The following is an 11,016-nucleotide window of genomic DNA, read 5'->3' as shown; positions in this document are numbered from 1 at the left end:
ACCAGCCGCAGGTCATCGATTTCAAGACTCGCACCCTTGCCGACCTCGGTGCCGGCCCGACCGTCGATCGTAGGGCCGTGGGGATAGACCTGCGCGACGACTGGCCTACCGCCTTAAGCCACAACGGATTCGACTCGACACAGCCGACAGCCTGGATCGCCGAGGGACTGCTGGACTACCTGCCGCCAGACGCCCAGGACCAGCTGTTCGACAACATCACCGCGCTCAGTCCGTCCGGCAGCCGCATCGCTACCGGCTATGTCCCCGACACGCGCGAACGCGTGCAGAACGGCGGCCGCAAGCTCAACGAACGCTGGCGAGAACTGGGATTGAATCTCAACTGGCCTGATCTGATCTACGACGGCGAACGCAACGATGCCGCGGCCTACCTGGCGCACCGAGGCTGGCACACCACGATACGGACTACATCAGAACTGTACGCCCACAACGGGTTCGATATCCCAGAGACACCGTCCATGCTCGCCTTCGGCGACATCAAATACGTGTCCGCCACCCGGTGATGGCGATTCCCCTACGAGACGAAGAAATCAATTCGCTTACTAACCGAGCGGAGAACTGCCGCGGGGGACGGCGACGAAATGGGAGCCCCAAAGGCGTTGTGCTGCATCCGGATACCGGGCGTCGTACCGGCGGCGGCTGCACTGAACGCCACGAGCGCGCTGGCGCTGCAGCGGCTGGCCTACGACCAATCCTCTAGGGTAACAAGGTCTCCGAACCCCATCGCCGTCAGCGCGTCGACGATTACATGCCCGGGTATGCCGCGATAGAAGGAGTCGGCACTGCTTCCTTCGGCCAGGACGTCGTGGGCTACCAGTCCGATGACGCGGCCGTCTTGGGCGACAATGGGTCCACCGCTGTTGCCGGGCCGTGTGGTTGCCGAGTACACAAAGAATTCGTCGTCAGTCGAATAGTCACTGATGGAGCCGTTGACCACTTCGCCCCGCTCGCAGACCATATGCGGGGCCGACGTTCTCGCAATGGGAGGGTAGCCGAATACATACGTTTCGTCGGGCCATTGAGGCGGTCGGAACGCAACGCCGCCGAGCACGGGCAACCCGGGCTGGCCCTCAGCCGGGTGCACCGTGATCACCGCTACGTCGACCCTGCTGTGTGCGCAAAATGAAACGATCGGAACGCCTGAGCCTTCTCGAACTGGAGCAGGGCCCGCAGGCGGCATGATCCTGGAGTGCTCGATCTCATCTTTTAGTGTCATGTCGTTGACAACGTGCGCATTCGTCAGTACGTGAAACTCGTCGAGGACAAGTCCACTGCCGATGCGTTCATCACCTGTCGCCTTGGAAAGGCCGGCGATGGGAACGGTGACCGATCCGTAGGCTGGTTTGATCAGCCCAGCCCCAAGCGGTTCGGCCAACCAGAGGTATCCCTCGGATTGAGATTGTGTCCGTAATTGAGCGTCGTCGGTGAACAGCCGATGGCCGAAGATGTCAAAGCCGGGTTGCTGCCCATGATCGGTGATCATCCGAGCGTCCACCATACGGTTTAAGAGCCGTTCGATGAGGACGCCTTGCGACTGGGCGTTCGGGAATCCGCGTTGCTGGAGGTAAAGGAAAAAGTCATTCATTGTGAAAGGAAGCAACGACCCAGGGGGGTCGGCCTTCGCGACCTCCAGCAGCAGTGCGGCATGTGTCTCGCGGTCGCGGGAGAAGAAGCGAGCGGCCTCTGTTGCAATGTCCACCAGATAGTCGATGGGGACAGGGGCGCGAGGACCCGGAATCGTGGCCACATCCGCACGCTACCCGGCGCAGCCGAGAGGGGCATGACGTTTGCGGCTTCGATCAATCGTCAACGACGACTCTGACACTAACATCGGTCGTCGTCTAGGCGCCGAGGACTGCGCACAGCGCGAACGACACCCAGATCCGCAGCGGGGCTTATCTCAACCAGGGCTCCTGCAGCCATCCGACCGCGTGGATACAGGGTGTGGGCATAAGTACGGAAAATGTTTTGATGCATGCCCTTAACGCCATCTTGGCCTTCACACCCGGTGCGTCTCGAACTATGAGGCACCGCGGCGCGTTCTCGGCAGCCGCAGCAGCAGTCCTTCTGGTTGAGCACATTTTTCCGGGTGGGGATCCACAGCCGATTGTCTCCGTTTCGCTTGCTGGGCGGCCGGGCGTGGATTTGTGAACACCAGTACAAGGTCGTACCGTTGAGTCTGGTACGGACCCGTACCGAAAAGAGGTGTGCCGGTGAGTGCCGAGGTGGTCATGAGCGGCGCGGATACGAACGGCGTTGCCGGGGCGGCGCGCTGGGTGTCCGGTCTGCTGACTCTTCGCCGCGAGGGCGATGTCTTCGTGGGACGCAGCTCATCTGGGCCCGGGGAGCGCTTGTTCGGCGGTACCGTCGCGGCGCAGGCGCTGGCCGCCGCTGGTGGCACCGTTGACTCTTCCAAGGCCCCTCAGTCGTTGCACGCCTATTTCGTGGGGGCCGGCCGCTACGGTGTCGATGTCGAGTATCACGTCGAGCGCACCCGCGACGGGAAATCCTTTGACACCCGCCGGGTGCGGGCACGCCAGGCCGGTTCCCCGATTTTGGAGATGTTGACCTCGTTTCACCGACCCGAGCCCGGCGCTGACTGGCAAGCCGCGGCAGCCACGGCACTGAAGTTTGAAGATGCGGTGCCCAAGAGTCCCAGCGCGGTGTTCGATGAGCTGGTCGAAATCCGCACGACAGAAGATGATCCGTCGGCATTTGCGTTGCCGCCGTTTTGGATTCGGATCACCGCCCCTGTGGCGAGTGACCCGCTGGCCCGGGCCTGCATCCTGACGTTTCTGTCCGATTTCGGTCCGCTTCCGGTGGCACGCCCCCCGGGTACACCCTTGCGTCCTGACGCCGGCTACACCGCGAGCTTGGATCACTCGGTGTGGTTTCATCGGCCGTTCGATCCGCAGCGGTGGCATCGCTATGAGGTGAAGTCGTTGACCAACAGCGACTCTCGGGGTTTGGTTGCCGGGGCTTTCTACGACAGGTCGGGCGCACTGATTGCCAGCACCAGCCAAGAAGCGCTGTGGCGGCTGTAGCACCGTCCGGACTACGTCAGACTGAGCGATCCGGAGTCGACACACATCGCGGCCGACGGAATCTGGGGCTCCCGCACCTGCGAGGCGTGATTGGGTCACCGCAGCAATGGTTTTCCGTGCCGTGCGCGTCGCTGACCTCGTCGTCGGCGGGGCGTGCTAGCCGCTGCTCATGGCTGTGGTGTGGCGCGCGGGCGCGGCGGCGGGGGCGGCGGTGAAGATGACGTCGTCGTCGAGGCGTCCGCGGCGTAGCAGCCAGACGTCTTTGACGTAGTTTTGGTGTAGCCGCCACGGTGCGTGCTCGCCTTGTGTGGGCAGGCCGGCCAGGCTGCGTTGGACGTATCCGGACCTGAGGTCCAAAAACGGGTTGGCCGCGGTGATGCCGGTCGCGTCGGGCGTGACCGAAGCGTAGTGGTGGCGGTCCATATGCTGCAGTAGCCGGCACACGTATTCGGCGACGAGGTCGGCTTTGAGTGTCCAGGAGGCGTTGGTGTAGCCGACCGTCCAGGCGAAGTTGGGGACACCTGAGAGCATCATGCCCTTGTAGGACACCGTCTGTGACACGTCGATGTCGCGGCCGTCAACCCGCAGCGCCATTCCGCCGATCGCCAGCATATTCAGGCCTGTGGCGCTCACGACGATGTCGGCGTCGAGATGGGCGCCGGACTGTAGGCGAAGGCCGGTGGGGGTGAAGGTGTCGATCTGGTCGGTGACGATGTCAGCGCGCCCGTCGCGGATGGCGGCGAACAGGTCGCCGTCGGGGACCAGGCACATGCGTTGATCCCACGGGTTGTAGGACGGCGCGAAGTGGGTGTCGACGGCGTAGCCGGGTGGCAGTTGTTTGGTGGCGGCCTTGCGCAGCATCGACTTGATCAGCTCGGGACGCCGGCGGCTGAGGTTGAAGAACGTGATGCCCAGCAGCGCATTTTTCCAGCGCACCAGGGCGTAGGCCAGTTTCTGGGGCAGCTGGGCGCGCAACCGGTCGGCGATCGGGTCATGTGCCGGGCGTGCGGCGACGTAGCTGGGTGAGCGCTGCAGCATGGTGACGTGGCCGGCGGTCTCTGCCAGCGAGGGGACCAGGGTCACCGCGGTGGCGCCGCTGCCGATGACCACGACGCGCTTTCCCGCGTGGTCGAGGTCGGCGGGCCAGTGCTGGGGATGAATCACCGGGCCACCGAACTGTTCGACGCCGGGGAACCGGGGGCTAAAGCCTTCGTCGTAGCGGTAGTAGCCCGAGCAGACGTAGAGGAACGCGCAGCAAAACAGCAGCTGTTCGTGGGTGTCGGTGCGCTCCACATGCACCGTCCAGCGGCTCTGGGCACTGTCCCAGTGGGCCGACACGACGCGGTGGTTGAGCCGGATCAGCCGCTGCACGTCGAATTCCTCGGCGGTGTCGTGGATGTAGCGCAAGATGGTAGGTCCGTCGGCGATGGCTTTGGGATCGGTCCAGGGCCGAAATCGATAACCCAGGGTGAACATGTCCGAATCGGAGCGGATGCCGGGGTAGCGGAATAGATCCCAGGTGCCCCCGATCGCGGAGCGCGCCTCGAGCACGGTGACGGATTTGTTCGGGCATGCGGTGCGCAGTTGGCAGGCGGCGCCGATCCCGGACAGCCCGGCTCCGACGATGAGGACGTCGCTGTCGGTGATGGATGGATTCGACATCGGTGGCTGCTCCCGTCGCGCCTACGGCACATAATCGTACCCGCTTTCGGTACGGGAACGTACCACCGCGGGTTCTGGCACGTAAAGGCCCCTTGTGTTCGGTGGTACGTTTACGTACCGTACGGGGTGCGGGGGAAGTGATGACTGGGAGGTGGCGGTGGCTGAAGTGACAACGGACCCGGTTCGGCTGCCGCCCGGGCCGACGCTGCCGAAGGTCGTGCAGGGGGTGGCGGTGTTGACTGCCCGGCACCGGATCGTCGCAGCACTGGGCCGACGCTGGGGCAGCGCGTTCACGGTGAATCTGCCGATTATCGGCCAGGCGGTGGTGATCAGTGATCCGGTGTTGATCAAGGATCTGTTCACGACCAGCCCCGACCTGCTGGGCCGGGCCTCGAACCTGGGATCGGTGTTCGGGCCCGGATCCACATTCAGCTTGGACGGCGCCGAGCATCTGCGACGACGCAAACTGCTGGTGCCGCCTTTTCACGGCCGCCGAATGGCGGGCTACGAGACGATCGTGGAAGAAGAGGTACTGCGCGAGACATCCGACTGGCCGATGGGCCGCGAGTTCGAGACCTTACCGTCGATGATGCGCATCACCTTGAACGCGATTTTGCGCACGGTGTTCGGGGCGCAGGGATCCGAGCTCGATGAGCTGCGTGAGCTGTTGCCGCCGTGGGTGGCGTTGGCGTCCCGGATGGCGATCCTACCGCCGCGGCTGCGCCGCGATCTGGGTCCGTTCAGCCCGTGGGGTCGGGTGGCGCGTTACCGGCGCCGCTATGACGAGGTCATCGCCTCGTTGATCGCCCAGGCACGAGCCCATACCGGTGACCGGGAGCGCACCGATGTGCTGGCGCTGCTGCTGGCGGCTCGTTACGAGGACGGCTCCCCGATCTCTGATGGGCACGTGGGCGATGAGTTGTTGACATTGCTGGCCGCCGGGCACGAGACGACGGCCACGACGCTGGCCTGGGCGGTGGAACGGCTTCGTCGCCACCCGCAGCTGCTGGAGCGCCTGGTCGCCGAGGTCGACGCCGGGGGATCGCAGCTTGCTCAGGCCACCATCTGGGAAGTCCAGCGCACCCGCCCGGTGATCGAAGGAACCTCTCGCCTGACCCGCGCCCGAATCCGGTTGGGCCCCTGGGTGATTCCCGAACATCACGCGGTGCTGACCAGTGTCGCGCTGACCCAGGATTCCGAAGCCAATTACGTTGACGCCGCGACGTTTAACCCCGACCGGTTCCTGGACCACCCACCAGACAACTACACGTGGATCCCGTACGGCGGCGGCGTCCGGCGCTGCATCGGAGCCGCGTTCGCCAACATGGAGATGAATGTAACGCTGCGAACCCTGTTGCGTGAGTTCGAGTTTATCCCCACCGACGACCCACCCGAGCGCCGTCACTCCCGCGGAATTGCCAACGCGCCCGCCAGGGGCGGACGCGCCATCGTGCACCGCCGCCGCGACGCTCACGCATCTGTGCCGGCCCGGGCGCAGGCCCAGCCGACGCCGACATGACTGGTTGGGCTATCGGGGCCGACCTTTTCCCGCGCGCCAAGCTATCGCCTTGTGGGCCAGTGACATTCGAGGAGCAACGATGAGCAAGCAAACCAGGATCGTTTCTGGGCGCACCGCGGTCATCACCGGTGCCGCCTCAGGAATCGGTCGCGCCTTGGCCCAGCGATTGTCTGACCACGGTTGCGCGGTGGCCATCGCTGACATCGACGAAGAGGGCTTGAAGGAAACCGAGAAATCGCTTCGAGGCCCGTCGCTGGTGCGGGTGCTCGACGTCGCCGACGCCGCGGCCCAGCGCGATTTCGCCGCCGACGTGTTGGGGTGGGCGCCTAGCATCATCGGGGCGGTGTTCAACAACGCCGGGGTGGCGGTGAGCTCGAGCGTGCTCGAGGCCAACCCCGACGACGATAACTGGCTGTGGAACATCAACTTTCACGGCGTGGTCAACGGCACCCGGGCGTTCCTGCCGATTCTGGCCGCCCAGAACTCGGGGGTTATCATCAACACCTCCAGTGTGTTCGGTTTGGCCGGCATACCGCACCAAAGTGCGTACTGTTCCGCAAAATTCGCGGTCCGAGGGTTCACCGACGCGCTACGCCAGGAGCTGCGGGGTAGCGGCGTTGGCGCGATCACCGTGCACCCGGGGGGAATCAACACCAACATCGTGCGCAACGCCCGCTTCCGCAAAGACCCCGAGGGCTTGGGCCGCAGCCACGAACAGCTGATCGCAGAATTCGCGGCGCTAACGCTGACCCAACCCGACAAGGCCGCCGAGATCATTCACCGCGGCGTGGAAGCGGGCAAGGCCCGCATCCTGATCGGACCCGACGCCTACGTGTTCGACCTGCTCACGCGGCTCGCGCCGACCCACTACTACGACGTGATGAACCTGCTGCAGACCCGGCTGCGCCGGCGCCGCCAGTCCGCGCTGGCCAGCCAGCCAAGCCAGTAACAGTGTCGATCGACAACAGCGAGGAGAATGGGCGTGGCGCAGTTTCCCCGATGGTATGCGCGGTGGAACCGGTTGGTGACCAACAAGATTGTCCGGCTGTGGGCCGGATGGGTGCCCGCCATGGGTCTGTTGACCCATGTGGGTCGCAAATCCGGAAAGCGCTACCGCACCCCGCTGAACATCTTCCCCACCGGCGAGGGATTGGCGGTGTTCTTGCCCTACGGGCCGGCTCACACCGAGTGGCTAAAAAACGTCACTGCGGCTGGCAGCGCGGAGATCCAGCACTACGGCAAGACCATCACGGTCACCGATCCGCACGTGGTCACCAAAGCCGACGCGCAGCCCTTGGTCGTGAGCCGGTGGCGCCCGATCTATGCGCGCGCCCCCTTCGCTGAGGTGTTGCTGCTGAAAACCGGGAACTGACAAGGCGATCGACGATGCGAGCAATTGTTCTCACCCGACACGGCGACCCGTCGGTATTGAGCGTGCAGCAGCGCCCCGATCCCAGCCCGCCCGGGCCGGGACGGGTGCAGATCGCGGTCGGTGCCGCCGGCGTCAACTTCGCTGACCACCTGGCGCGGGTCGGGCTGTATCCGGGCGCGCCGAAGCTGCCGGCGGTCATCGGCTTTGAGGTCGCGGGCACGATCAGCGCCGTCGGCGCCGGAGTCGATCCCGCACGGATCGGTCAGCGGGTGCTGGCCGGGACCCGCTTTGGCGGCTACGCCGACATCGTCGACGTGCCCGAATCCGACACGGCGGTGCTGCCCGAATCGCTCAGCTTCGAAGAAGGTGCGGCGATCCCGGTCAACTACGCCACCGCGTGGGCGGCGCTGCACGGCCACGGCTCGCTACGCGCGGGCGAGCGGGTCTTGGTGCACGCCGCGGCCGGCGGCATTGGCATCGCCGCGGTGCAGCTGGCCAAGGCGGCCGGCGCCGAAGTGCACGGCACCGCCTCACCGGCCAAACACGCACGGTTGACCGAACTGGGTGTCGATCGGGTCATCGACTACCGCCGCGACCGGTGGTGGCGGGATCTGCCGCCCTACGATCTGGTCCTCGATGCACTGGGCGGGACCTCGCTGCGGCGCTCCTACAAACTGCTGGGCCAGGGCGGTCGGCTGGTGGCCTACGGCTTTTCGGCTCTGCAACGCGGCGACAAACGCTCGCTGGCCACCGCGCTGCCCCAGCTGTTGCCGATGCTGCGCGGGTTCAACCTGATCACCCAACTCAGCGAGTCGAAATCTGTGGTGGGACTCAACTTGCTGGGGCTCTGGGATGACCGCGGCACTTTAGCGCCCTGGGTCACCCCGATCTCGCACGCCATCGGCGACGGGATCGTCAAACCGGTTGTGCACGCGGCGATTCCGTTCGACAAGGCACCCGAAGCCCACCGCATCCTGGCCGCACGCGAAAACATCGGCAAGGTGGTCCTGGTGCCGTGACGACACCGCCAGCGCAGCTCATCCACGCCACGTGATGATCACACACATTTGCCAGAAGGGGAGAGTCTAATGAGTACGTTGCGCACCGGCGATGACACCTGGGATATCGCCACCAGCGTCGGCGCTACGGCGGTGATGGTGGCCGCGGCCCGAGCCATCGAGACCGAGCGTCCCGATCCGCTGATCCGCGATCCCTATGCCCGGCTGTTGGCCAGCCACGCGGGCACCGGCGTGTGGGAGACCATCTTGTTGGACGACTCGCTGGTCGACAAGGTGGCAGCCATCGACGCCCAGACAGCCGCGGTGCTCGAGCACATGCGCGGGTATCAGGCGGTGCGCACGCATTTCTTCGACGCCTACTTCACGCACGCGACGCAGGCCGGTATCCGGCAGGTGGTGATTCTGGCGTCCGGGCTCGACTCGCGCGCCTACCGGCTGGACTGGCCGGCTGGGACAACGGTGTATGAGATCGACCAGCCCAAAGTGCTGGCCTACAAGTCGAGGACGTTGGCCGAAAATGGTGTGGCCCCGTCGGCGACTCGCCGCGAGGTGGCGATCGATCTGCGCCGGGATTGGCCGGCGGCGTTGTGCGCCACGGGCTTTGACACCACCGTGCCCACGGCGTGGCTGGCCGAGGGATTGCTGATGTATCTGCCTGCCGACGCCCAGGACCAGCTGTTCGCCCACGTCACGTTGTTGAGCGCGCCCGGCAGCCGTATCGCCGCCGAAACCGCGGCCCGCATCAACGATGCGTGGCGACGCGAGTCGCGAGAACGGTTCGAGCGCGTCGCCACGCAACTGTCCCTCGAGCTCACCTTCTACTTGGACGATCTGATCTATCACGACGACGACCGCGCGGTCGTGGCCGATTGGCTCAACCTGCACGGCTGGCGGGCCACCGCGCACAACTCTGCCGACGAAATGCGTCGGCGGGGCCGGTGGGTGGACGTAGCGGCCGGTGAGGATTGGGACGCGGTCGCGCATTTCGTTACCGCCGAACGCGCGTAACGGCCCGTGGGGCCGCCGTTCACTGGACCATCACCCGGATAGGAGAACATCCCCGATGCCGCGCACGGACACCGACACCTGGGACTTGGCGAGCAGCGTGGGCGCCACGGCCACGATGGTGGCTGCTGCCCGGGCGCTGGCCACCAAGGCCGCTACCCCGTTGATCAAAGACCAGTTCGCTGAACCGTTGGTGCGTGCGGTGGGGGTGGAGTTCTTCACGCGCTGGGTCAGCGGCGATCTGGTCGCCGCCGACGTCGACGAGGGCGAATCGGGCTGGCGCCTCGAGCACATGCCCACCACGATGGCGGCCCGGACGCGTTTCTTCGATACCTTTGTCCAGGATGCGATCTGGGCCGGGATCCGCCAGGCGGTCATCCTGGCCTCGGGCCTCGACACCCGGGCCTACCGGTTGGCCTGGCCGCCGGACATGACGGTCTTCGAAATCGACCAGCCACAAGTGCTCGCGTTCAAGTCGGCGCAGGTGGCCAAGCTGGGTGCCACCAGCAAGGCCGACCTGCGCACCGTGGCCGTCGACCTGCGACAGAACTGGCCCAAAGCGCTCATCGAGGCCGGCCTGGATACCAGCCAACCCACCGCGTGGACCGCCGAGGGGCTCTTCGACTATCTGCCGCCTGTAGCGCAAGACCTGTTGCTGGACAACGTCACCGTGCTCAGCGCCCCGGGCAGCCGGTTGGCCAGTGAAGCCCTGCCCGACATGTCACCGCAGGAGTCCCAACGCTTTGAGGACATGATCCGCAGAGCTACCGCACGATGGCGCCACCACGGCCTCGAGCTCGAACTGGCCGATCTCGGTTACCGGGGCGATCGCAACAACGTCGCCAGCTACCTGGAAAAGCTGGGATGGGAAACGGTGGGCGCCACCATGAGTCAGCTGTTAGCCGCTAACGGCTTAGCGAGGATCCCGCACAATCCTGACTCGGTGTCGCTGGCCGACAACATCTACTACACCTCGGTGCTGCGCCGATGACCGACCTGCAACGCCCCTGCTTTGGTGCCATCTCACCTGGGTGCACAGCCTCGTAGCTCGGTCGCGCCGTGGCCGCAAAACTCGGATCGCGCACCGCATCTCGATCGCTATCGGACTTCGATGTCTGAGCGTGCTCAATCCTGGCGGCCCGCCACGATTCTGACACCGTGTTTTCTTATTGCCTCACGCGGCGCACGCCCGCGAGCGGCTCGCTCATGCCGCGGCGGGGATCGGCGTCGTTAGCGCCCGGTCGCGGCGCGCTCGGCTGCCGGCTCGGTCGCCGCCTGCTGGTGGCGCCGTGCCCGGTAGAAGCCGCGCGGGTCGCGCCACCCGCCGACCTCGGTGACCGCGTCGGGCCGGTTGGAGATCAGCGTGTACTGGGGGAT

General features: G+C 65.5%; 10 protein-coding genes. 8 read left to right on the top strand and 2 right to left on the bottom strand.

The genetic code is table 11. From position 1 onward, the window contains the following. Positions 1-521, top strand: a 521-nt coding sequence (locus HMPREF0591_RS21060) for an SAM-dependent methyltransferase (protein ID WP_007170652.1), incomplete at its 5' end; no start/stop codon positions are given. 179 nt (positions 522-700) lie between these two features. Here the strand turns inward: HMPREF0591_RS21060 and HMPREF0591_RS21055 are convergent. Then, entirely contained in the window at positions 701-1,765 is a 1,065-nt protein-coding gene (locus HMPREF0591_RS21055; RefSeq protein ID WP_007170651.1) for a S1 family peptidase, read from the bottom strand. Positions 1,766-2,249: 484 nt separating this feature from the next. On the opposite strand from HMPREF0591_RS21055, the gene HMPREF0591_RS21050 reads away from it, so the two are divergent. Further along, on the top strand, positions 2,250-3,062 hold the full coding sequence (locus HMPREF0591_RS21050) for an acyl-CoA thioesterase (RefSeq protein ID WP_007170649.1): 813 nt from the start codon (positions 2,250-2,252) through the stop codon (positions 3,060-3,062). 156 nt (positions 3,063-3,218) lie between these two features. Here the strand turns inward: HMPREF0591_RS21050 and HMPREF0591_RS21045 are convergent, their stop codons facing one another. After that, positions 3,219-4,724: a flavin-containing monooxygenase gene (locus HMPREF0591_RS21045; RefSeq protein ID WP_007170648.1), complete on the bottom strand. Its 1,506-nt coding sequence runs from the start codon at positions 4,722-4,724 to the stop codon at positions 3,219-3,221. A gap of 157 nt (positions 4,725-4,881) precedes the next feature. Here HMPREF0591_RS21045 and HMPREF0591_RS21040 point away from each other — a divergent pair, with 157 nt between their 5' ends. The 6 genes from HMPREF0591_RS21040 (at position 4,882) to HMPREF0591_RS21015 (ending at position 10,630) form a co-directional block, all read left to right on the top strand. Then, positions 4,882-6,243 (top strand): cytochrome P450, encoded by a 1,362-nt coding sequence (locus HMPREF0591_RS21040; protein WP_040623568.1) that lies wholly within the window; start codon positions 4,882-4,884, stop codon positions 6,241-6,243. Positions 6,244-6,322: 79 nt separating this feature from the next. Continuing rightward, positions 6,323-7,192, top strand: a complete 870-nt coding sequence (locus tag HMPREF0591_RS21035) for an SDR family NAD(P)-dependent oxidoreductase (RefSeq protein ID WP_007170646.1) — start codon at positions 6,323-6,325, stop codon at positions 7,190-7,192. 27 nt (positions 7,193-7,219) lie between these two features. Further along, positions 7,220-7,615 (top strand): nitroreductase family deazaflavin-dependent oxidoreductase, encoded by a 396-nt coding sequence (locus HMPREF0591_RS21030; protein ID WP_007170645.1) that lies wholly within the window; start codon positions 7,220-7,222, stop codon positions 7,613-7,615. A 14-nt stretch (positions 7,616-7,629) separates the two neighbouring features. Next, positions 7,630-8,634 (top strand): zinc-binding dehydrogenase, encoded by a 1,005-nt coding sequence (locus HMPREF0591_RS21025; protein ID WP_007170644.1) that lies wholly within the window; start codon positions 7,630-7,632, stop codon positions 8,632-8,634. Positions 8,635-8,703: 69 nt separating this feature from the next. After that, on the top strand, positions 8,704-9,642 hold the full coding sequence (locus HMPREF0591_RS21020) for a class I SAM-dependent methyltransferase (RefSeq protein WP_007170643.1): 939 nt from the start codon (positions 8,704-8,706) through the stop codon (positions 9,640-9,642). A 55-nt stretch (positions 9,643-9,697) separates the two neighbouring features. Next, the gene (locus tag HMPREF0591_RS21015) at positions 9,698-10,630 is read left to right on the top strand and encodes an SAM-dependent methyltransferase (protein WP_007170642.1); all 933 of its coding nucleotides are present in this window, start codon (positions 9,698-9,700) and stop codon (positions 10,628-10,630) included. The last annotated feature ends 386 nt before the right edge of the window (positions 10,631-11,016 follow it).

This window comes from Mycobacterium parascrofulaceum ATCC BAA-614, assembly GCF_000164135.1.
Lineage (GTDB): Bacteria > Actinomycetota > Actinomycetes > Mycobacteriales > Mycobacteriaceae > Mycobacterium > Mycobacterium parascrofulaceum.
This window is presented reverse-complemented; position numbering and strand designations above follow the sequence as displayed.

What these genes read in the sequence shown, in the direction of transcription:
- HMPREF0591_RS21050 (WP_007170649.1), top strand. Translation starts at nt 2,250, where the DNA reads ATGAGCGGCGCGGATACGAACGGCGTTGCCGGGGCGGCGCGCTGGGTG.
- HMPREF0591_RS21045 (WP_007170648.1), bottom strand. Translation starts at nt 4,724, where the DNA reads ATGTCGAATCCATCCATCACCGACAGCGACGTCCTCATCGTCGGAGCC.
- HMPREF0591_RS21035 (WP_007170646.1), top strand. Translation starts at nt 6,323, where the DNA reads ATGAGCAAGCAAACCAGGATCGTTTCTGGGCGCACCGCGGTCATCACC.
- HMPREF0591_RS21030 (WP_007170645.1), top strand. Translation starts at nt 7,220, where the DNA reads ATGGGCGTGGCGCAGTTTCCCCGATGGTATGCGCGGTGGAACCGGTTG.
- HMPREF0591_RS21025 (WP_007170644.1), top strand. Translation starts at nt 7,630, where the DNA reads ATGCGAGCAATTGTTCTCACCCGACACGGCGACCCGTCGGTATTGAGC.
- HMPREF0591_RS21020 (WP_007170643.1), top strand. Translation starts at nt 8,704, where the DNA reads ATGAGTACGTTGCGCACCGGCGATGACACCTGGGATATCGCCACCAGC.
- HMPREF0591_RS21015 (WP_007170642.1), top strand. Translation starts at nt 9,698, where the DNA reads ATGCCGCGCACGGACACCGACACCTGGGACTTGGCGAGCAGCGTGGGC.